Below are 19,586 nucleotides of genomic sequence, written 5' to 3' on the forward strand. Positions count from 1 at the left end.
AGCGCACATGACCGCGATCGACAAGACCGTTTCATCCGACATCACGCTGGGCCAGCTTCTCGATGGGCTGGCGGCGGCGCCGAAGGCCCCGCTGGTGTTCGTCTATGACGGACGTCCGGTGAAGGCTGGCTATCATGTCACCGAGGTCAAGGCGGGCGCGTTCTCGGCACTCGACTGCGGGGCCAACCCGGAAACCTGGTCGGAGATGTTCGTCCAGCTCTGGGATATCGACGAGGGCGGCAGGGGTCACATGCCGGCGGGGAAGTTCTCCGCGATCATCCGCAAGGTTTCCGATCACGTCCGGCTCGATCCTGCGGCCAAGCTCACCTTCGAGGTCAGCGACGGAAGCCGGGCGATGGCCCTCTACTATGCGTCGTCGCCGCGCTTGGCCGAAGGCAGAATCGAGGTGATACTGGCCGCAAGGCCGGCAAGCTGCAAACCCCGTGATCGCTGGCTGACAGAGAAGAGCGCAGCCGCAAATTCCTGCTGTGGTCCGGCAATGATTAGCTCGAAGTGTTGCGCCTGAAGAGCGAATGCTCTTGAAGAGAATCGAACCGCCGGCCGGCCAGCCAGTCTCTAAGCTGTTGATTTACCCTCGCAATGTTACAGGAACCAGCTTTGGAACCGTTTAGCCTAACCCGAGGCGGCCCCGCGCCGAACTACGGCTGGACAGAGTCGACCCCGTCAAGCGCATAAGTCGATCGCCTAATTCTAGGCGGTAAAAAAGTCGATAGTCTGAATTTGGCTTTACACGCGGATCCAGGCGCCATTTTTCTTAGAAGAAGCCACGCAGGCCTCGACGAACACGACGCCCTTCACACCATCGTTAACGGTCGGATAGAGAACGGCCGGTTCCACCGCAACGCCCAGCTTAGCGGCGTTTATTGCGTTGGCGGCCTCCGTGTAAATTGTCGCAAATGCTTCTAGATAACCTTCCGGATGGCCGGACGGAACACGAGAGACGCGGGCGCTGGCGGCGCCCGAGCCAGCCCCGTTACGGGTGATCAAGCGCTTTGCTTCACCAAAGGGCGTGAACCAAAGATAGCTTGGATCTGCCTGGGCTCATTCGAGCCCCCCCTTGGAACCGTAGACACGGATCCGCAGGCCATTCTCGTGGCTAGGCGCCACCTGACTGCACCAGAGCATACCCTTGGCGCCGCGATCAAACCGCAGCATAACAGCGTTGCCTTATCAGCTATACAACGGACAAGCCCAAACGCTGCTCGTCCCTCCGGCACAATAGCCATTATCACAAAACGCCAAAAGAAAGACTGAAGGCAGCAAGCCGCGTTAAGGTTCACGACCACCATCAGATTTCAGCCTGATGGCGATCGAACCAGATATACGTGCGAGCGATTTTAAATGGGTCGCTCGTCCACTTCAGGACGCGGGCCAATCACGAGGTGACGGATGTGTAAATCAGAAGAGCACCTGATACCCTCCCAGTCACTTGCGTACATGTTCCCGAAGGCGTGATCGCGATCGGCATTTTCATCGAGCCGCTTCAGGATGCTCTCACCTCTTTCCAGATTCTCGTACGCAAACACAAAAGAGGAATACGGCTTATCCTCACCGTTCCTTGTCTGGAACCAAAATCCGATGGCATCAGTGGACGCGAGAGCTTCGCTCAAGATCATCTCCTGAGGTCGGTTCGTCTTGCGGTCGACGGCGGCTCCATGGAACTTCCCGGATGGCTCGGCAAGAGTTTCGGCTTGCTTCTTTCGAATGGCCGCCAAAAGCGGGCTCAGCACATCCGGTGAACTCCCCTCACCCGGCGCGGAGTTAAGTCCGCCTTCCCCTGCAGCGGTTTTCTCGCTGACTGAAGAAACGACAATAGGTAGACTCTGACCGTCGGCAGGATACCAAAGAATAGCATCGACAGCGGCGAGCCCACTTGAGCTGTCGTACCATTCCTTACTTCTAACGAGCTTTTGTTGGACACACCATTTAAGGCTTTCGACGTCATCTTCAGCCGATCCAGTTAAGGTGAAGCCAAATCCACCGCCATTATTCAGCTCTGGATCGTCCCAGTCGAAGATCTCAATTTCATAGCGTAGCGTGGTGATGTCGCCCAAGCGGTTGATGAGGTGGACCAGATATGGCTCGAAACGCGGCCTCATGTCGAATTCAACATGACGCCGTCGTCCCAAGATGATCACGCGCTCGGTATCCTCCCGTTTCAAAGACCGTGCCCCGTCGAGGATCGAGCAACGGTAGTTCTCAATCATATCCAAGAGCTAGCCGTTCGGATGCGACATACGGCCATTCACATAGCCTTGAATCTGATCGTCGATCACTTCGATAGCGACGTCAGGACCGGAGAAGACCAACTGCCCCTCATAATCACGTTCGTTCGTGGCGGGCGCTTCATTGGTCCTGTCCTGATGAAAGTTCGTCATGCAGTACAGGTTCTTGTGATCGTTCATCCTGGCTCCTTATGGGCGCGCGTATTTGTCCTGGCCATGCGGAGCATGACCAAGGGCAAAAGCCGCAGCCTGGCTTATGAAAGAGGCTCGCGTTCGCGTACCCTATAGAAAGGCTTGTCCGAAAAACGATGCCTGACAAGGCCTTTTCAGATTATTTTCATTTTCTCTTCTATTTCTTCCAGCCGGCACAGACAGTTATAAACAACTCCGCCTCATCTCTCAGACGATCGATCTTAATGTCTCCGCAACGTTACTTTCAGGTTGGAATCCAGCCGACGCGACTTCATACCGCTGACAGCGGCATCACAATTTCAGGACGAAGCGGAGGGACGAGCTGATCGTTATTCGAGAGCATGCAGTCTCGATGTTACCGAAAGCGGGCAGCTTCATCTCGATCGCGGCGACGCGCGACGATGCTCACCGTCGCGTCCGACTCGTAGGTTTCCTGGATGATGGCCAGCTTCTCTGCCGCGCTCCAGCGCCGCCGTTCAGGCCCAGAAAGGACCTGCATCTTATGGGTGGTGACAGTCATAGTGCCAACATTACTCCTACCCAGTTAGGCAGTGTAGACGGATTGCCGCATGAAGAGAGGCGAGGACTCCTCTGAAAGGATTTGCCTGTTTCATGGAGAGCCGACTGATTTGGAGGTCGGCGATGTCCACGAAGATGACGGACAAGGATTGGGCGGTGGTGCTGGACGTGTTCCGGGCCTCGCTGCCGCGTCGAGGCGACAAGGGTCGTGACGACCGGCTGTTTCTGGAAGCGATGCACTCGCTCCACAACATCTCTTGGCGGGCGCAGCCGGAGCGGTTCGGCAAATGGAACAGCGTCTGGAAACGCTTCGACAGATTGAGCAAGGTAGGCGTGTTCGAAACCTTCTTCGATCATCTCGCGGCGCTGTTATCCCCGGCGCATCTGATCCAGATGTTCGATAGCACCGTCGTGCGCACCCATGTCTCTGCAGCGGGCGCAAACCTGCGCAGCCTCTCGACGGCGTGCAGGTGTTGAGATCGGGAAGGCCCTCTTCGGAAGGCGTCATGATTTTTCCGACATGCTTCGCGACGAATCCTTCCTGCATAGGCGTTCGTGCTGCACATGTGATCTGACGGTGATTTGGCTGTGATCTGGAAGTTATCCACAGGAACGTTCATAGACGATTTTGAGGCCGTCAGACGCGCTCTGTGATTGAGCTTTGTGACTTAATCGTGATCTGGGAAAGCTTTTGTGATCTATAGATTGATTAAGGTAATCAGCGTAAACCATTATTCTTGGAATAATGGTGGGTGATCACGGGCTCGAACCGTGGACCCGCTGATTAAGAGTCAGCTGCTCTACCAACTGAGCTAATCACCCACTTGACCGCTCCAGCGGTCTGACGGGGCGTATAAAGGCCTTCGTGGAGCTTGTCCATAGCCATCCGGAAAAAAGATGCGTCCGCGGATAAATTTCTTCCGCAGCGCAAAAAACCGTCACAAATCCAACGTTCCCGACGCGATGCGGACCGCCTCGCCGCCGATGCGCGCACCGGCGATCGTCCCGCCCGCGATATCGAGATGGAGGTGGATGAGCGACGGGCGCCCCATTTCGACGCCCTGCTCGATCAGCAACGGATGGTGGCCGTCCACCAGCTTGTCGAAGAAGTGGATGGCGCCGGACATGGCCGCGACCGCGGCCCCCGTCGCCGGGTCCTCGGCAATGCCCATGTCGGGCGCGAACATGCGGGTGTGGAAGCGGGCGACGTGATTGACCCCGCCGCGGCAATAGAGATAGGCCGAGGCGAGCCGTCCCTCGGCGAAGGGCGCGCAGCGCTCCCAGAGCGTCGGGTCGAATTCCACCGCAGCGGCCGCCGCGAGGTCGTGCACCGGGATCATCACGAAGGCGACGCCGGCGCTCCACAACGAGGGTACGTGATTCTCGAAGCCGATCTGGCCGGGCTTCAGGCTGAAGGCATCGGCGAGCGCCTGCCGGTCGAACGCGGCCTCCAGGCGCGCCGCCTTGCGCGGCACGTCGAATTCGGCGAAGGCGGCCTTGCGCGCGCCGAGCCTGACCGCGCAGCGCACAGGACCGACATTTTCCTCCAGAACGCTGACGAGATCGCGCGGGCCCGCCTCGCCGCCCTCGCCCGCCTCGGCGATGGCGATCGCCGCGCCGACCGTCGGGTGGCCGGCGAACGGCAGCTCCCGGCCGGGCGTGAAGATGCGCAGGCGCGCGCTGTGCGCCGGGTTCTCCGGCGTCCTCACGAAGACGGTCTCGGAAAGATTGAACTCGCCGGCAATGCGCTGCATCGTGCCGTCGTCGAGATCATCGGCATCGAAGACGACGGCCAGCGGATTGCCGGCGAGCCGCGTGTCGGTGAAGACGTCATAGATGGCGTAGCGACGGGGCAAGGCATTCTCCCTGTTCGTTTTTTGCCCGAAAGCATCCTGCTAGAATTGCCCGAGGCGCTTCCTGCGGGCAAGGGAAAACCACACCGTGCGCCAATGGGCGTTTCCGGGACCGGCAGGCCGGAGAACGGGTCAAAGGTCGAGCGTCATCACCACCGGGCAATGGTCGGAGGCCTTCGGCCGGTCCCAGCCGACGCGGGGATACCGCTCCACCTCCTGCCCCGGCGGGAAGGGCGTGCGGAAGGGCTGGCCGGCGCGGATGATTTCGGGAACGCGCTGCGCGTTGCGCTCGGCAAGCGAGGGCGAGAGCCAGATATAGTCGAGCTGGCAGAGATGGCGCTCCTCCGGCCCCCGGCTGTGATAGAGCGTCCAGCGGTCGTCCACCGGCCGGCGCAGCATCGGGTTCACGGCGAAACCGTCCGCGCTGAAGGCATCGAGCGCGCTCACCGCCTCCTTGCGCGGGATGAAGCGGTAGCCGTTGCGCTTGTCGCCCTCGATCGCCAGCTTCTCCTGATAGTCGTTCATGTCGCCGCATATGGCGAAGGCCTTGCCCGCCGTATGGCCGGCGCCGAAGCGGTCCTCGATGATCCGGCGCACCGCCTTCGCCTCGGCCATGCGCACCGGCATGGTCGACTGGCGCCCGTCCATGCCCTCCCTGCCCGGCCCCATCGACTTGAAATGCACCACGTAGAGCGTCAGCGGCCGGCCGCCGATGCGCAGGTCCATCTCCAGGCAATCGCGCTTGAAGATCTTGTCGTCCGGATTGAGCCCCTGCCCGAGATCCGGCGTATGGAGATCGAAATCGCGATAGGTGACCGCGGCATGGCTGCGGATATCGACGCATTCGATGCGCTGGCCGTCGCGCGTCTCCTCGCGCATCAGCACGGAAACGTCGATGCCGCGGCTGTCATTGCCCTCGATCAGGTATTTCTGCCGGTAGCCGTTGCCGACCATGCGGAAGAGATAGCCGTATTCGAACGCCTGGAGGGCCGCCATGTTGTCGGTTTCCTGCAGGCAGAGGATGTCGGCATCCGCATCGGCGATGGCCAGCGCCGAATGCTGGCGGGCATCGTCGGTGTGCGCGATGGTGCGCGCCTCCTCCAGCCGCTGGTATTCCGCCTCGTTGCGGATATCGAAGAGGCGCAGCACGCGGTCCTGGCGAAGCTGGTTGCGAAAGCCCGTGAAATCGAAACGGGTCATGAGGTTTTCGATATTGAAGGTGGCGATGCGTAGCGACATGGGGGCTTTCAAGGGTCCTTCGGGCAATGCCGGGCAAGTGTAACCGGCTGACCGGCAATGGAAAGCCGCTTTTCGCACCGGCGCCTGTCCTTCCCGGAATAAACCGGCCTGCCGCGCCGTTACCCAGTGCGGATGATGCGCATCCGGTTGCGGGCGGAGGATCGCTCATGGGGACTGTATCCAGCACAGCACGGGCGTTCCTGGCCGCATGGCTCGCGCTGCTGCTTCTCACCTGCCTGCCCGCCCGCGCCGCGGAAAGCTACATCACCGGTCCCGGCGAGGCCGCCCGCGCGGCAGGACGCGTCACCGAAGCGCTTGGCAGGACGCCGCAGGTGCACACGATCCGAATCACCGAAAAGGAGGTGAACCTCGTCATAGAGGGGGCCGGAACGGGCAACGTGGACGAATGGCGCGTGCGGCAGGCGACCCGCCTTCTCTTCTTCGAAGCCGAGACCGTCGGCGGCCCTTCGGCGCGGTCCGCACCGGCGATGGTGGCCGATCTTGCCAGCGGCCTCTTCCCGCTCGACGCGATTCCCCTTGCCAAGGCCGACCAGGTCGCCACCCGCGCCATAAGCTATGCGAAGCTCGAGAGCGGCGGCGCGGTGCAGTCGATCGAGATCTCCCGGCGCGTGAACCTCCTGCCGACGCCCTCCTACGGCGATATCCGCTGGGCGGTCTACGTCGCCTCGCCGCGCGAAAGCGCCACCGTCTACGCGGATGCCGGAGGCACGATCATCGGCGGGGACCTTTCCAACACCAACCGCGCCCGCCAGATGGATTTCTTCAAGGACGAGGACTGGCCGAAGGAGGCCGCGCTGGAAAGCCTCGCCTCCGTCATCGGCAACAAGCCTGTCGTCCGCGACCTGACGATCTACCCGAAATCCGTGCAGGTGAAGGCCGACCATCCCAGCCTGCCGGAAACCACGGTCGGCTATTCCTGGGACATTTCCGGCGTCACGCGCTCGCCCATCACCTCGCCGATGTTCCCCGGCACATCGGCCCTGCCCGGCTTCTCGATCGGCGATGTCGACCTCTCCAGGCTCACGATGATCCGCGACAAGGCGAAGGCGGCCTGGCAGAACGACAAGTCGACGATGAGCTACATGATGCTGAAGCTCTCGACCGACGGGCCCGGCAAGCCGGAACTGCGCTGGGTGGTGCATTTCACCGATCTCGGCCAGCCGGGGGAAATGACGCTGTTTACCGCCAGCGGCACGGTGGAGGTGACGACGGACGGCACGGTGCGCGCCGCCAACCTGCCCGATGCCCGCAAGCCGAAGCGCAACTGGCTCGACCCCGCCATGACCTGGCAGACGCTCGGCACGATCGGCGAGCAGTTCGGCAAGAACGCCCGCTTCGCCGAGATCACGGTCAGCAAGGATTCGATGAGCCTGCTTGCCGAAGTGCCCGACACGCCCGGCACCATGCGCGACTACAACGCCAACGACCGCGGCATCACCGCATCGAGCATGATGATGCCCTGGGATGCGGAATTCCGGCCCGAACGGCTCTTCCGCCTGGAGGACCTCGCCTTCTTCTCCGCCGAAAAGCTCGGCGAGCTGACGGCGCGGACCTTCACCCGCCTGCAGGTCGGCATGGAGATGGCGGTGACGCGCTACACCTTCTCCGTCGGCCAGCTGATGGCGCCGGACGGCAGCTTCATGGTGCCCTCGCCGGACGGCAAGGTGACGCTCGAAATCCGGCTGGAGGCCGCCGACGGCTGGAAGGGCGGGCGCATCACCTATTCCTCGACCGGCGAGGAAATCGACATCGTGATGCCGTAGGGCCTGCGACCCGTTACAAGGTCGTCAGCAGCAGGCTGGTTTCCGATTTCGAGACGCCGTCCATGGCGCGGATGCCGCGCAGCACGCGCTCGAATTCCACGAGATTGTCCGCGTGGATTTCCGCCACGAGGTCCCAGGCGCCGTTCGTCGTGTGCAGGGCGCGCACTTCTGGAAGGCCGCGCAGCGCCTGGATGGCGGCCAGCGTCTTCTGGCCGGTGATCTCGATCATCATGATGGCGCGCACGGCGTGCGGATCGTCGGCCTGCGTCACGCGCACGGAAAAGCCGGCGATGACGCCGTCGCGCGTCAGGCGCTCTATCCGGTTCTGCACCGTGCCGCGCGAGACCTTCAGCTCCTCCGCGAGAGCCGAGAGCGAGGCGCGGCCGTCCTTGCGCAGGAGGGCGAGGAGCTTGCGGTCGATCGTATCCATCACACCTGCCGGATTGTCAGTCTTTACTGGCGAAACGGCAATAACGCCTGCAATTTTTCCAAAAAATTGCCGTTTCGCCTGCCGTCGTCCTTGGTTAGCCTTGTGCGTCCCTCAATGCAACCGCTTTCGGCAGGCCCCATGACGAACGACACCGCACATGCCATCGCAACCGCGCGAACCCGCGACCTCTCCCTCCTGATGACCCGCTGGCCGAGCGTGACGGGCTCGCCGGACGAGGCGCATTTTTCGCACAAGCTGCGGGCGCATCTTGCCGAAACGCCCTATTTCACCCGCCATCCCGACCAGCTCTTCACCGTGGACAGCCATGGCGAACCGCTGACGCGGAGCGTCGCGGCGCTGGTGCGCGGCAGCGGGCGGCGCACGGTGGTGCTGGCCGGCCATTTCGACACCGTCTCGATCGCCAATTACGGCACGCTCGCGCCGCTCGCCTGCGATCCGGAACCGCTGACCGAGGCGCTTCTGAAGGAGCTGAGAAGCCGGCCGCTGAATGCCGCGGAAGCCAGGGCGCTGAAGGATTTCGAAAGCGGCGATTTCATTGCCGGGCGCGGCCTGCTCGACATGAAGAGCGGCCTTGCCGCCGGCATCGCGGCGCTGGAGCGTTTTGCCGGACTGGAGACCAGAGAAGGCAACATCCTCTTCGTGGCGACGCCCGACGAGGAGAACCGTTCGCGCGGCATGCGCAGCCTGCGCAATGCCCTGCCGGACATCGCCCGGCGCTTCGACCTCGACATTGTCGGCGGCATCAACCTCGATGCCTCGAGCTGCGAGCGCGACGGCGCGGAAGGCCGCGCGGTCTATCTCGGCTCCATCGGCAAGTTCGCGCCCTTCGCCTTCGTCATCGGCCGGCCGACCCATGCCGGCTATCCGTTCAACGGCACGAGCGCCCACCGCATCAGCGCCGAGATCGTCCGGGCCATGGACACGGTGCCGGAGCTGAGCGACGCGGCCTTCGGCGAGCATTCTCCGCCGCCCGTCTGCCTTGAGGCGCGCGACATCCGCGATGGTTACGACGTGACCACGCCGGACCGCGTCTGGCTCTCCTTCAACTGGCTGACGCACCGGCGCAGCGCCAGCGACATCGTCGGCGAATTCCAGACCATCGTTTCTAATGCGCTGGAGACCGCACTTCGAGCGCAGGACGACCACGCCGCCCGCTATCGCGGGCGCGACACCGGGAAGACGGCAGGGATCGTGCTCGACTATGCGGAACTGCTGGAGCGGGCCGCCGCGCGCGGCGGCCATGCGGCGCGCGGCCGGCTCGAGGCCCTCGACCGCGCGCTTGCCGGCAGCACCGACCCCCTGAAGGTCAGCCGCGAGATCGTCTCCGCCGCGGCGACCGAGGCCGGCATCGAAGGGCCGGCGGTGATCATCGGCTTCGGCAGCCTGCATTATCCGCTGGTGCATCTCGACCAGTCCGAGGCCGGCCGCCGGATGCAGGCACGGCTTCAGCCCGTGATGGAAGAGGCCGCAGCCCGGCACGGCACCTCGATCAAGTTCAAGCAGATCTTCGCCGGCATTTCCGACATGAGCTTCTTCGGCCATCGACCGGAGGCCGGCGAGACGGGCCTGCTGACCGCCAACACGCCGTCCGCGGCCTTCACCGACGACGCGCCGGACGGCCTGCTCTCCTTCCCGACGGTCAATATCGGCCCCTGGGGTCGCGACTACCACCAGAAATGGGAGCGCGTGCATGCGCCCTATACGTTCGGCGTCTTGCCGGACCTGGTGTTCGCATCGGCACTGGCCTGCCTGGAGGAATGACGCAGTCGGGACTTCGGCCCCTCATCCGGCCTGCCGGCCACCTTCTCCCCGCAAGCGGGGCGAAGGGGATAGGGCGCACCCGCTTCCCCAACCAATGACCGCTCGCAGGGCACGTCCCCTCTCCCCGCCTGCGGGGAGAGGGCTAGGGTGAGGGGCAAACCCCACCCGCGTCGAACGCCATTCAGGCCGCAAGCCGCTCGCTGGCGAGCAGCCGGCCGAGGCGGGAAATGCCTTCCTCGATGGTCGCATCGTCGGCGCAGGAGAAGCTGAGGCGCAGCGTGTTCGCACCGCTGCCGTCCGCATGGAAGGCCTGGCCGGGCACGAAGGCGACCTTTTCCGTCTCGATGGAGCGGGCGAGCAGCTTTGCCCCGTCCATGCCGGCCGGCAGCGTAACCCAGACGAACATGCCGCCCTCCGGTTTCGTCCAGCTGACGCCCTCGGGCATGTATTTCTGCAGGGCGGCGAGCATGGCGTTGCGGCGCGCGCTGTAGGCGGCCCTGATCTTCGCCACCTGCGCGTCGAAACCGCGCTCGGCGACATGGGCGATGGCCATCTGGTTGATGGTCGAGGAATGCAGGTCTGCCGCCTGCTTCATCAGCACGAGCTTGCGGATGACGGGCGCGGCCGCGACGATGTAGCCGACGCGCAGGCCCGGCGCGAGCGTCTTGGAGAAGCTGCCGCAGTAGATCGTGCGCGCCGCGTCGATGCTGCCCTTGCGGGCGATCTCCAGCGCCAGGATCGGCGGGATGGCCTCGCCGTCATAGCGCAGCGACTGGTAGGCGGCATCCTCGATGACGGGGATTTCCAGCTCTTCGGCGAGGTCGAGCAGCTTTTCGCGGCCCGCCCGGTCGACCGTCTCGCCGGTCGGGTTGGCGAAATCGGCGGAAAGATAGGCGAACTTGACGCGGCCACCGGCCTCCGCCGCCGTCGCGCGATAGGCATCCGGCGTGCGGTTGCCGGAAAGGTTCAGCCTGTCGTAGGTCGGCTCATAGGCGTTGAAGGCCTGCAACGCGCCGAGATAGGTCGGCCAGGTGACGAGCGCGGTGTCCTTGGGCGAGAGGAAAAGCTTTCCGAGATAATCGAGGCCCTGCTGCGAGCCGGAAACGATGAAGACGTTTTCCGCCGTACAGGGGATGCCGATCTTACCCATCTCGCCGGCGAGCCAGTCGCGCAGCGGCTTGTAGCCCTCGCTGACGGAATATTGCAGGCCCGCCGCCGCACTCTCGCCGGCCAGCACATCGGTATAGGCGGCCGAGAAGGCTTCCTTCGGAAACAGCGCCGGATCCGGGATGCCGCCTGCGAACGAGATGATATCGGGCCGTTCCAGGAGCTTCAGCAATTCGCGGATTTCGGATGCCTTCATGCGCGACGCGCGCGTGGCGAAGGCTTGTTCCCATTTGAACATAGGGGGTTTCCTCGGGCTTGTTGTTTGAACGCACCTCATCACGGTGCGGTTTTTATGTCAATAATACTGACCTAAATAATCGCAACAACAAAACATGCCCGCACCCCAAGATTTCGTACGGGACTAATCTCGCCGGAGCGCCCGTGCCCCGGCGGCGGTTTCAGCCGCAGGCGGCGCTCAGGTGGCGCGGTCGCTGTAAAGGCTGAGCAGCACGAGCGTGGCTATACTGCCCAGGATAAAGAGATCGAACCAGGCGAAGTATTGGACAATCGTGGACATCGCATTTTCCTCCCGGAGACGGAACGAAACACGCCTGTATTTTGTTCCTGTTCGCCCTCCGGAGCAAGTTTATTACTTGCTGCACTGCAAAGAGGCGGAAGATGCACTGCATTATTTCAGGAGGCCTGAAATAGAAGACCGGGCGGAAAACCCGCCCGGCCCGTCGTCCTGCGCAAAGCAGAAACGATTGCCGATCCCCGCATTGCCGGCAGGCATGCCGACAGGACGCGGGATCGGCAGACCCCTTAGTTGACGGCCTTGTCGACCAGCTTGTTCTTGCCGATCCACGGCATCATGCCGCGGAGTTTCGCGCCGACTTCCTCGATCTGGTGCGAGTCGTTGTTGCGGCGGATACCCTTGAAGCGGGCGCCGCCGGCCTTCCATTCCTGCATCCATTCGGAGGTGAACTTGCCGGTCTGGATGTCGTGGAGGACGCGCTTCATCTCGGCCTTGGTCTCGGCGGTGATGATGCGCGGACCCGTGACGTATTCGCCCCACTCGGCCGTGTTGGAGATCGAGTAGTTCATGTTGGCGATACCACCTTCATAGATCAGGTCGACGATCAGCTTGACTTCGTGCAGGCACTCGAAATAGGCCATTTCCGGCGCATAACCGGCCTCGACCAGCGTTTCGAAGCCGGCGCGGATCAGCTCGACGAGACCGCCGCACAGGACGACCTGCTCGCCGAAGAGGTCGGTTTCGCACTCTTCCTTGAAGTTGGTCTCGATGATGCCCGAACGGCCGCCGCCGACGCCGCAGGCGTAGGAGAGCGCGAGATCGAGCGCGTTGCCGGATGCGTTCTGGTGAACGGCGACGAGGCAGGGAACGCCGCCGCCCTTCTGGTATTCGCCGCGAACCGTGTGGCCCGGGCCCTTCGGCGCGATCATGACGACGTCGACCGAGGCCTTCGGCTCGATGAGGCCGAAATGGACGTTGAGGCCGTGCGCGAACGCGATGGCCGCGCCGTCGCGGATATTGCCGGCGATCTCGTTCTTGTAGATGTCGGCCTGGAGTTCGTCCGGCGTCGCCATCATCAGGAGGTCAGCCCACTTGGCGGCGTCCGCAACGGTCATGACCTTGAAGCCGTCGGCTTCGGCCTTCTTGATGGTCGGCGAGCCGGCCTTGAGGGCGATCACGAGGTTCTTGGCGCCGGAATCCTTGAGGTTGAGGGCGTGGGCACGGCCCTGCGAGCCGTAGCCGACGACGGCGACGTTCTTCGCCTTGATGAGGTTGAGATCGGCATCACGATCGTAATAGACGCGCATCGATGGTTCCTTCCCTTCGCTAGTCTGTTTGCGTTGAACCGGCGGGCCTGCCTGCCGGCTTATCCTTTCGCGCCGTAAAGCGTCAGGAAGGCATCGACCGCCTTCTCCGCGCGGGGCGAGAATTCATTCTTGAGCGCTGCGGCATTCTCGCCGAGCAGCATGCGCAGGTGCATGTCGGAGACGATCAGGCCGTAGAGCGTGCCGTATGCCTCGTCCGCACCGTCGAAAGCAAGCAGCTTCGCCTTGCGGCCCGCCTCCAGGAGGGCCGCGGCGCGTCTGCTGATCTGCCGGCGGCCGCGCTCCTGCAAGAGGCGGCCGAGACCGGCGCCCTCGCGGCTCGCCTGGCCGATGGCAAGGCGGTTCAGCGCCAGCGACACATCGCCGGAAAGCACGTCGATCAGGTCGCGGGCAAAAGCGAGGAGATGCTTGCGCAGCGTCTCGGCCGTCAGTGCGCCCGCGCTCACCTCGACCGTGCGCACCTTGCCGGCCTGGTAGGTGATCATCGCCGAGATCAGCCCGTCGCGGTCGCCGAACCACTTGTAGAGGCTTTCCTTCGAACAGTTCGCCGCGCGCGCCACGCCGGCCGTTGTCAGCGCACGCTCGCCGCCCTCCACGAGCAGGCCGAGCGCACGCTCCAGCACCGCGCCCTGACGTTCCGTCAGTCCCGCGGCCGCAGCCCCCGCTTTTGCCTGTTCGAACACCTGCAAGATGATCATCCATCCGTTTGCGTACCGTACCGTACGGTTCGGCAACCTTCTAGCGATCTCCGCATGGCCGGTCAACAGCCTTCTTCCAACGAATGAAAGAGAAGTGATTTGCCGTGCCGAATCTCTTTCCAGGCCGGGCCATGCGACATGCAATAATCGCTGCAATGCACAATGAGACGGAAATTTTCTTTCCGCTATGTCGCTGATTTGAAACATAACTCTACGCCAAACCGACAGAAGGCCTGCGCGGCACAAAATTTTTCGCTTCCCAATCCGTTTCCGCTTGTTAAGATTTGTGAGACCTGCGGTGCAGCAGGCCGTTCGCATCGCGCGTCGGCACGCCGGCATCGGGGCTCTCAGTCAGGAGTATGAAGCCAATCGCCCTTACGCCAAGGAGACAGAAGATGATGAATTTCCTGCCAGACCTTCACGAAGGACATGCGCCCATCACTCTGCAGCAGCTGTTCGGCGCCGCCCTCGAGGCGCTCGACGCGTGGGAAGACGAACGCGCCGAACCGATGGTGATCTACGAGGACCAGATCATCCCGATAAGCATCGTTTTCGAAAGCATGCGGGCGTGCACCGATATCCTGCCGCGTACCCTGGCGGACATCGTTTCCGACACGCTTGCCCGCAATCCGGCGACGGCCGAGACGGAAATCGGCACCTTCGGCGATGCCGCCCATCTTGCCGGCGCCCTTGTCGAGCAGCGTCGCCTGTGCGGCGAGGCCGCCATCGCCGCCTTCCTCGATCATCACCGGGTCGACAAGCGCCGCCCGGCCTGATTCTCAAGGGGTCCCGTCCAGGGCGGGACCTTTCTTGCATGGCCCGACGGCCCCGCGAATAAGGGGCAGGCGCTGCGTGTTACAGCTTCGCCTGCCCTCCTGCGACGGATCCCGCCATGCTTCGTCTCCTTGCGTCCATCCTGCTTCTTTCCGCCCTGCCCGTCCACGCCGCCGGGGAGCCGCCCTATGTCGGCACCTGGGATTGCGAGGTCTCGACCTTCACCTTCACCGCCGACACCTATGATTCGGGCGAAGGGCCGATGCCCATCCTGAAAAGCGAGCAGGACGGTGGCGCCTACATCCTGACCTTCGCCGACGACTATCGCATCGGCCTTGCCAACATCACCGACAGCGGGATGGACTGGGCCTCCGAGGCCAGCGGCGACACGTTCCACTGCAAGAAGATCGGGAACTGAGGGCGCGACGATGAGGAAGCCGATCCTCTTTGCCCTGCTCGCCCTGGCGGCCACCGTCGCCATGGCCGAGGCAGCCGAAACCCGCTGCGGCTGGCTGCAGAACCCGACACCCGCCAACTGGTGGCTCGACGACAGCGAGGGGAGCTGGACACTGATGACGCAGGGCGCCGGCGAGGAGCCCGCCGGCTTCGACCGGATTCCCGACATTTCCGCCGGCGACTATGTGCGCACCAACGGCAATTACGGCTATGCCTGCGCCTGCATGAAGGTGGAGACCGATGCCGCGGAGGGCCGGATCACCGCCATTCACAGCGTCCGGCAACTGCCGATCTCGCAATGCGCGAACGATACGGCGCTGCCGGCGGTCGAATGAAAACCGTAGGCGATCCGGGCCGCGCACATCTTGACCCGGAGCACCGAACCACTTATTTCTCCCGCATCGAGATTTGAACGTTGACTTCTGCATTTGCAGGCGCTTGCGCCTGCAGTTACGAACCTACCCTTCAAATTCGACCTCCCATGGTTGCCGTCCCGGCGACCGAAGATTGATTTGACGGCTTAGGAAAGGTTTCGTCATGGCAACTGGTACCGTAAAGTGGTTCAACACGACCAAGGGTTACGGCTTCATTCAGCAGGACAGCGGTGAGCCGGACGTTTTCGTCCACATCTCCGCCGTTCAGCGCGCTGGCCTCGCAGCGCTCAACGAAGGTCAGAAGGTCAGCTTCGAGCTGGTCCGCGACCGCAAGTCCGGCAAGATGTCGGCTGACCAGCTCGTCGCAGCCTGATCGGCCGCGACAGCATTGAAATCGGAAAGGCCGGAGCGATCCGGCCTTTTTTGCGTCCGCCCCCTTGCACACTTGGCCATGCAACGGCAACAACGCAAATTACTTGACTCAGTCAAATAAATGGCGACGATGGTGATCGAAGGAGATCATCATGACGGCCATTGCCACTGAGGAACCCGGTGCGGACACGATCGAAGCGGTCCGCGCCTTCAACCGCTTCTACACCAACCGCATCGGCGTGCTCGACCGCGCCTATCTCGACACGCCCTATACGCTGACCGAAGCGCGCGTCATCTACGAACTCGCCAATGGCGGCGCCACCGCCGCCTCGCAGCTGACGACGGAACTGTCGCTCGACCCCGCCTATGTCAGCCGCATGCTGAAACGTTTCGCGGGGGCGGGCATGGTCGACATCCGCCAGGACCCGGCCGATGGTCGCGGACGGCTGCTGAGCCTGACGGAGAGCGGCCGGGCGGTCGCCGCCGACCTCGCCACGCGGTCGCGGGCAAGCATCGCGACCCTCATCGAGCCGCTCGACGAGGTGGCGCGACACAGGCTGACGGCGGCGCTCAGCGACGTCACGGCCCTCCTTGCCGGGCAGGAGCCTTCAAGCCCGATCCGGATCCGCCCCCACCGGGTCGGCGACATGGGCAGGGTGATCGCCAGCCAGGCCCAAAGCTATGCGGAAAGCTACGGCTGGAACGAGGAATACGAGGCGCTCGTCGCCGAGATCTGCGCGAAATTCCTGCGCGACTTCGATCCGGCCCGCGAGCACTGCTGGATCGCCGAGCAGAACGGCACGCTCGTCGGCAGCATCTTCCTGGTGAAGGCCAGCGAGACGACGGCCAGGCTGCGCCTGCTGCATGTCGCCGAGGCCGCGCGCGGCCATGGCCTCGGCACCCGCCTGGTGACGGCGTGCATCCGCTTTGCGCAAGACGCCGGCTACAGGCGGCTGGAGCTCTGGACGAACGACATCCTGGCCGCCGCCCGCCGCATCTACCAGGCCGCCGGCTTCACGCTGGAGAAGGAGGAGACGCACCACAGCTTCGGCCAGGACCTCGTGGGGCAGACCTGGGCGCTCGACCTTGCCGGCTGGCAGGAACCGCTCACGCCTCCTGCAGCGCGCGTTCCAGCCAGCGGCACTCCTGAAGCCCGGCCCGTATGAACGGATCGACAAGCGTGCCGGAGACGATCGCCGCAAGGACCTGCGGTGCCGGCGGGATTTTCGCGACGGTCGCCACAAGCCGGTCGCGCAGCCAGGCGATCGCCCGCGAATCCGACTGGTAGAAGGGCGTGAAGACGTAGGAGAGCAGCTGGAACAGCCGGACATGGTTGCGCCGGGCGGCCGCATAGGCCGCCAGCCCCTCCTCCAGGGAGGCGGCCGTGGCCAGGGCATGCGCCAGCGCCGCCGCATCGAGCAGCGCCATGTTCGCCCCCTGCCCTAGCTGCGGGCTGGTCGAATGGGCGCTGTCACCGATGAAGGCGATGCCGTCCGCCACGGGCGGCAGCGTGGTGCGGTGGGCATAGCGCGCGAGCGTCAGCTGGTCCCAGTCCGTGATCTGGTCGAGGAAGGGCGCGGTCTCGGGCCAGTAGTCGAGGATGCGTCCCTTCCAGCGCTGGAGGCCGGCCTGCCGCACCGCGTCCGCATCCGCCGCCCTGAGACTCCAGAAGAAGGCGACCTTGCGCCCCTCGCCCGCATGGGCCCGGCCGACCGGCAGCACGCCGATCATCACCTTCGCCGCGTCATAGCGTTGCGCGAGCGCCCGCGCATCGTGCGGTATGCCGTCGCAATCGAGCGTCGCCCAGAAGGCGCCCCAGGGCAGTTCGCGCACAGCGGGCGCGACGACGGACGCGGCGGCAAGCTGGGAACGGGCGCCCGTCGCGTCGACCACCAGGTCGTAGTCGCCGACGATCCCGCCCTCTGGATCGTGAAGGGCGGTGCGCGCCTGCCGCGTCTCGGCCTTGGCGAGCGTGATGCCGGTGCGGATGGGCAGGCCCGCGGCCGCCACCGCATCATGCAGGGTGGCAAAGAGCGCCGCCCGATGCACGGCAAGGCCATAGCGGCCGCCGGCCAGCGCATCGTAGCGCACGTCGAGCACCGTCCGCCCGCTCCGCGCGTCGGCCCCATGCAGCCGGTCGATGCGGTTGCCGAGCGCATGAATGGCCGGGGAAAGGCCGAGCGCATCGAGCACGGTGAGCCCGGTCGGCTGCATCAGCAGGCCGGAACCGACGGGGGACGGCTGCTCGAAGCGTTCGATCAGCTCCACCCGGTGACCGGCGCGCGACAGGAACAGTGCCGCCGCAAGCCCCGCGGGCCCGGCGCCGGCGATACCGATATCGAGTGGCTTCATGGCCGCCTTCCCTGCATGCGGCTCCGGAGCTCAGCGGCCGGAGCGTCAGTCCTTTACCGCGTCGTAGGCCTGTCGGGCGGCCCGGATCGCGGCATGGTTCTCGGTAGACCACTGCACGAGGGAGCGCAGAAGCGCAAGGAAGGAATGGCCGAGCGGCGTCAGGCAATATTCGACGCTCGGCGGCTGGGTGGGATAGACGGTGCGCGTCAGATAGCCGTCGCGCTGCAGGTCGCGCAGCGTCTGGGTCAGCATGCGCTGCGAAATATCGGGGATGAAGCGGCGCAGCTGCGAAAAGCGGCGCGGCCCATCGGCAAGGCCGAGAATCATCAGCGACGTCCACTTGCCGCCGACGCTGTCCAGCACGTCGCGCACCGGACAATCGTCCATCGACATGGCGACACCGTCGATGAGAATGACGCGCTCGCCCTCGGCACGGTCGACGATCCTATTCATGGCCGGTTCCCTCCAGGTAACCACCGCAGAAAAAACTGCCTTCTTTACAGCTCCTATCAGATTACCAGATAAGAGCAAGTCTCAATTAGAGACCAACGCGCAGCAGGACCAGGGCGCCTCCCCGCCACGCCTGCAGGAACGGTCCGCAAGGGCCTAGAAAGGCAAAGACATGACCGACACAGTTCTCGTTACCGGCGCCTCCGGCCAGCTCGGCCGCCTCGTCATCGACGCGCTCCTCGCCTCCGGCAAGCTCGCGCCCGCCAACATCATCGCCACGACCCGCGACGTCTCCAAGCTCGCCGCCTATGCCGACAAGGGCGTCACCGTGCGCGCCGCCGATTTCGACGATCCGGCCTCGCTCGACGCGGCCTTTGCCGGCGCCGGCAAGGTGCTGATCATCTCCACCGACGCGCTCGACACGCCCGGCAAGCGCCTCGCCCAGCACAAGGCCGCCATCGCCGCCGCCGCCAGGGCGGGTGCGAAGCACATCCTCTATACGTCGATGCCGCAGCCGGACGATTCGCTCGTCACCTTCGCCCCCGACCATCTCGGCAGCGAAGAGGCGATCAAGGCGACCGGCATCCCCTACACCATCCTGCGCGACGGCTGGTATGCGGAAAACCTCTTCATGTCGCTGCCGCATGCGCTGCAGACGGGCTCCTGGTACACCTCGTCCGGTGCGGGCAGGATCGCCCACATCACCCGCGCCGACACCGCCGCCGCCCTTGCCGGCGCCGTGCTGAAGGCCGGCAACGAGAGCCGCACCTACACGCTGACCGGCCCGAAGACGCACACGGCCGAGGAGATCGCCGCCATCGTCTCCGCGGCGACCGGCAAGCCGCTTGCCGTCGTGCATGTCACGGATGCCCAGCTTGCCGAGGGGCTGAAGGCCGCAGGCCTGCCGGAAGGCTTCGTGCCGACCATCGTCTCCTTCGACGCCAACACGCGCGAAGGCAGGATCGCGATGATAACGGAAGACGCCGAGGCGCTTTCCGGCCGTGCGCCGACAGCCTTCGAGGACTTCGTCGCCGCGAACAAGGCCGCGTTTCTCGGTTGATGCCATTCAAGGTGCGGCGCTCGAACGGGCGCCGCAAG

21 protein-coding genes, 1 tRNA gene and 1 pseudogene are annotated in these 19,586 nt (G+C 64.1%); 10 read left to right on the forward strand and 13 right to left on the reverse strand.

The window, feature by feature from the left end; genetic code table 11:
• Positions 1 to 7: 7 nt before the first annotated feature.
• Entirely contained in the window at positions 8 to 526 is a 519-nt protein-coding gene (locus MUU56_RS07375; protein WP_244766681.1) for a DUF6428 family protein, read from the forward strand.
• A gap of 221 nt (positions 527 to 747) precedes the next feature.
• Here MUU56_RS07375 and MUU56_RS07380 read toward each other — a convergent pair.
• The 4 genes and pseudogenes from MUU56_RS07380 to MUU56_RS07395 all read right to left on the reverse strand — a co-directional run.
• A pseudogene (locus MUU56_RS07380) lies at positions 748 to 1,179 on the reverse strand (Gfo/Idh/MocA family oxidoreductase); the annotation flags it as partial.
• Between the two features lie 179 nt (positions 1,180 to 1,358).
• Positions 1,359 to 2,228 (reverse strand): hypothetical protein, encoded by an 870-nt coding sequence (locus MUU56_RS07385; RefSeq protein ID WP_244766682.1) that lies wholly within the window; start codon positions 2,226 to 2,228, stop codon positions 1,359 to 1,361.
• 9 nt (positions 2,229 to 2,237) lie between these two features.
• Positions 2,238 to 2,426, reverse strand: coding sequence for a hypothetical protein (locus MUU56_RS07390; RefSeq protein ID WP_244766683.1), 189 nt, complete (start codon positions 2,424 to 2,426; stop codon positions 2,238 to 2,240).
• 367 nt (positions 2,427 to 2,793) lie between these two features.
• Complete coding sequence (locus tag MUU56_RS07395) at positions 2,794 to 2,958, reverse strand: transposase (protein WP_263194031.1); 165 nt, start codon at positions 2,956 to 2,958, stop codon at positions 2,794 to 2,796.
• 122 nt (positions 2,959 to 3,080) lie between these two features.
• Between MUU56_RS07395 and MUU56_RS07400 the strand changes: the two genes are divergently transcribed.
• Positions 3,081 to 3,434: a transposase gene (locus MUU56_RS07400; RefSeq protein WP_244766684.1), complete on the forward strand. Its 354-nt coding sequence runs from the start codon at positions 3,081 to 3,083 to the stop codon at positions 3,432 to 3,434.
• Positions 3,435 to 3,703: 269 nt separating this feature from the next.
• Here the strand turns inward: MUU56_RS07400 and MUU56_RS07405 are convergent.
• From MUU56_RS07405 to MUU56_RS07415, 3 genes are all read right to left on the reverse strand, one after another.
• Positions 3,704 to 3,779 (reverse strand) — tRNA-Lys (locus tag MUU56_RS07405).
• A gap of 116 nt (positions 3,780 to 3,895) precedes the next feature.
• Positions 3,896 to 4,813, reverse strand: coding sequence for a PhzF family phenazine biosynthesis protein (locus MUU56_RS07410; protein ID WP_244766685.1), 918 nt, complete (start codon positions 4,811 to 4,813; stop codon positions 3,896 to 3,898).
• 129 nt (positions 4,814 to 4,942) lie between these two features.
• Complete coding sequence (locus MUU56_RS07415) at positions 4,943 to 6,049, reverse strand: endonuclease/exonuclease/phosphatase family protein (protein WP_244766686.1); 1,107 nt, start codon at positions 6,047 to 6,049, stop codon at positions 4,943 to 4,945.
• Positions 6,050 to 6,216: 167 nt separating this feature from the next.
• On the opposite strand from MUU56_RS07415, the gene MUU56_RS07420 reads away from it, so the two are divergent.
• Entirely contained in the window at positions 6,217 to 7,833 is a 1,617-nt protein-coding gene (locus tag MUU56_RS07420; RefSeq protein WP_244766687.1) for a hypothetical protein, read from the forward strand.
• A gap of 13 nt (positions 7,834 to 7,846) precedes the next feature.
• On the opposite strand, the gene MUU56_RS07425 is transcribed toward MUU56_RS07420, so the two are convergent.
• Positions 7,847 to 8,263: an Lrp/AsnC family transcriptional regulator gene (locus tag MUU56_RS07425; protein WP_244766688.1), complete on the reverse strand. Its 417-nt coding sequence runs from the start codon at positions 8,261 to 8,263 to the stop codon at positions 7,847 to 7,849.
• Between the two features lie 138 nt (positions 8,264 to 8,401).
• On the opposite strand from MUU56_RS07425, the gene MUU56_RS07430 reads away from it, so the two are divergent.
• Complete coding sequence (locus MUU56_RS07430; protein ID WP_244766689.1) at positions 8,402 to 10,045, forward strand: M20/M25/M40 family metallo-hydrolase; 1,644 nt, start codon at positions 8,402 to 8,404, stop codon at positions 10,043 to 10,045.
• 181 nt (positions 10,046 to 10,226) lie between these two features.
• Here the strand turns inward: MUU56_RS07430 and MUU56_RS07435 are convergent, their stop codons facing one another.
• From MUU56_RS07435 to MUU56_RS07445, 3 genes are all read right to left on the reverse strand, one after another.
• Positions 10,227 to 11,450, reverse strand: a complete 1,224-nt coding sequence (locus MUU56_RS07435; protein WP_244766690.1) for an aminotransferase-like domain-containing protein — start codon at positions 11,448 to 11,450, stop codon at positions 10,227 to 10,229.
• 524 nt (positions 11,451 to 11,974) lie between these two features.
• Complete coding sequence (ilvC, locus tag MUU56_RS07440; protein WP_244766691.1) at positions 11,975 to 12,994, reverse strand: ketol-acid reductoisomerase; 1,020 nt, start codon at positions 12,992 to 12,994, stop codon at positions 11,975 to 11,977.
• A gap of 59 nt (positions 12,995 to 13,053) precedes the next feature.
• Positions 13,054 to 13,710: a TetR/AcrR family transcriptional regulator C-terminal domain-containing protein gene (locus MUU56_RS07445; RefSeq protein WP_244766692.1), complete on the reverse strand. Its 657-nt coding sequence runs from the start codon at positions 13,708 to 13,710 to the stop codon at positions 13,054 to 13,056.
• A gap of 395 nt (positions 13,711 to 14,105) precedes the next feature.
• Here MUU56_RS07445 and MUU56_RS07450 point away from each other — a divergent pair, with 395 nt between their 5' ends.
• From MUU56_RS07450 to MUU56_RS07470, 5 genes are all read left to right on the forward strand, one after another.
• Positions 14,106 to 14,486, forward strand: coding sequence for a BRA0787 family protein (locus tag MUU56_RS07450; protein WP_244766693.1), 381 nt, complete (start codon positions 14,106 to 14,108; stop codon positions 14,484 to 14,486).
• Positions 14,487 to 14,602: 116 nt separating this feature from the next.
• On the forward strand, positions 14,603 to 14,902 hold the full coding sequence (locus MUU56_RS07455; protein WP_244766694.1) for a hypothetical protein: 300 nt from the start codon (positions 14,603 to 14,605) through the stop codon (positions 14,900 to 14,902).
• A gap of 10 nt (positions 14,903 to 14,912) precedes the next feature.
• Positions 14,913 to 15,275, forward strand: a complete 363-nt coding sequence (locus MUU56_RS07460; RefSeq protein ID WP_244766695.1) for a DUF4087 domain-containing protein — start codon at positions 14,913 to 14,915, stop codon at positions 15,273 to 15,275.
• Positions 15,276 to 15,477: 202 nt separating this feature from the next.
• Positions 15,478 to 15,687: a cold-shock protein gene (locus MUU56_RS07465; RefSeq protein WP_064330432.1), complete on the forward strand. Its 210-nt coding sequence runs from the start codon at positions 15,478 to 15,480 to the stop codon at positions 15,685 to 15,687.
• Positions 15,688 to 15,838: 151 nt separating this feature from the next.
• Entirely contained in the window at positions 15,839 to 16,852 is a 1,014-nt protein-coding gene (locus MUU56_RS07470) for a bifunctional helix-turn-helix transcriptional regulator/GNAT family N-acetyltransferase (protein WP_244766696.1), read from the forward strand.
• Here MUU56_RS07470 and MUU56_RS07475 read toward each other — a convergent pair.
• Together MUU56_RS07475 and MUU56_RS07480 are read right to left on the reverse strand one after the other, a co-directional pair.
• Entirely contained in the window at positions 16,794 to 18,038 is a 1,245-nt protein-coding gene (locus MUU56_RS07475) for an FAD-dependent oxidoreductase (RefSeq protein ID WP_244766697.1), read from the reverse strand. The genes MUU56_RS07470 and MUU56_RS07475 overlap by 59 nt on opposite strands.
• Positions 18,039 to 18,083: 45 nt before the next feature.
• Entirely contained in the window at positions 18,084 to 18,491 is a 408-nt protein-coding gene (locus tag MUU56_RS07480) for a winged helix-turn-helix transcriptional regulator (RefSeq protein WP_244766698.1), read from the reverse strand.
• Between the two features lie 169 nt (positions 18,492 to 18,660).
• On the opposite strand from MUU56_RS07480, the gene MUU56_RS07485 reads away from it, so the two are divergent.
• Positions 18,661 to 19,548: an NmrA family NAD(P)-binding protein gene (locus MUU56_RS07485; RefSeq protein WP_244766699.1), complete on the forward strand. Its 888-nt coding sequence runs from the start codon at positions 18,661 to 18,663 to the stop codon at positions 19,546 to 19,548.
• The last annotated feature ends 38 nt before the right edge of the window (positions 19,549 to 19,586 follow it).

Origin of the sequence: Shinella yambaruensis (assembly GCF_022899355.1) — a bacterium.
Lineage (GTDB): Bacteria > Pseudomonadota > Alphaproteobacteria > Rhizobiales > Rhizobiaceae > Shinella > Shinella yambaruensis.

Excerpts from the sequence above, each read along its gene's own strand:
- MUU56_RS07375 (WP_244766681.1), top strand. The coding sequence starts at position 8 with ATGACCGCGATCGACAAGACCGTTTCATCCGACATCACGCTGGGCCAG.
- MUU56_RS07385 (WP_244766682.1), bottom strand. The coding sequence starts at position 2,228 with ATGATTGAGAACTACCGTTGCTCGATCCTCGACGGGGCACGGTCTTTG.
- MUU56_RS07390 (WP_244766683.1), bottom strand. The coding sequence starts at position 2,426 with ATGAACGATCACAAGAACCTGTACTGCATGACGAACTTTCATCAGGAC.
- MUU56_RS07395 (WP_263194031.1), bottom strand. The coding sequence starts at position 2,958 with ATGACTGTCACCACCCATAAGATGCAGGTCCTTTCTGGGCCTGAACGG.
- MUU56_RS07400 (WP_244766684.1), top strand. The coding sequence starts at position 3,081 with ATGTCCACGAAGATGACGGACAAGGATTGGGCGGTGGTGCTGGACGTG.
- MUU56_RS07415 (WP_244766686.1), bottom strand. The coding sequence starts at position 6,049 with ATGTCGCTACGCATCGCCACCTTCAATATCGAAAACCTCATGACCCGT.
- MUU56_RS07420 (WP_244766687.1), top strand. The coding sequence starts at position 6,217 with ATGGGGACTGTATCCAGCACAGCACGGGCGTTCCTGGCCGCATGGCTC.
- MUU56_RS07425 (WP_244766688.1), bottom strand. The coding sequence starts at position 8,263 with ATGGATACGATCGACCGCAAGCTCCTCGCCCTCCTGCGCAAGGACGGC.
- MUU56_RS07430 (WP_244766689.1), top strand. The coding sequence starts at position 8,402 with ATGACGAACGACACCGCACATGCCATCGCAACCGCGCGAACCCGCGAC.
- MUU56_RS07435 (WP_244766690.1), bottom strand. The coding sequence starts at position 11,450 with ATGTTCAAATGGGAACAAGCCTTCGCCACGCGCGCGTCGCGCATGAAG.
- ilvC (WP_244766691.1), bottom strand. The coding sequence starts at position 12,994 with ATGCGCGTCTATTACGATCGTGATGCCGATCTCAACCTCATCAAGGCG.
- MUU56_RS07445 (WP_244766692.1), bottom strand. The coding sequence starts at position 13,710 with ATGATCATCTTGCAGGTGTTCGAACAGGCAAAAGCGGGGGCTGCGGCC.
- MUU56_RS07450 (WP_244766693.1), top strand. The coding sequence starts at position 14,106 with ATGATGAATTTCCTGCCAGACCTTCACGAAGGACATGCGCCCATCACT.
- MUU56_RS07455 (WP_244766694.1), top strand. The coding sequence starts at position 14,603 with ATGCTTCGTCTCCTTGCGTCCATCCTGCTTCTTTCCGCCCTGCCCGTC.
- MUU56_RS07460 (WP_244766695.1), top strand. The coding sequence starts at position 14,913 with ATGAGGAAGCCGATCCTCTTTGCCCTGCTCGCCCTGGCGGCCACCGTC.
- MUU56_RS07465 (WP_064330432.1), top strand. The coding sequence starts at position 15,478 with ATGGCAACTGGTACCGTAAAGTGGTTCAACACGACCAAGGGTTACGGC.
- MUU56_RS07470 (WP_244766696.1), top strand. The coding sequence starts at position 15,839 with ATGACGGCCATTGCCACTGAGGAACCCGGTGCGGACACGATCGAAGCG.
- MUU56_RS07475 (WP_244766697.1), bottom strand. The coding sequence starts at position 18,038 with ATGAAGCCACTCGATATCGGTATCGCCGGCGCCGGGCCCGCGGGGCTT.
- MUU56_RS07480 (WP_244766698.1), bottom strand. The coding sequence starts at position 18,491 with ATGAATAGGATCGTCGACCGTGCCGAGGGCGAGCGCGTCATTCTCATC.
- MUU56_RS07485 (WP_244766699.1), top strand. The coding sequence starts at position 18,661 with ATGACCGACACAGTTCTCGTTACCGGCGCCTCCGGCCAGCTCGGCCGC.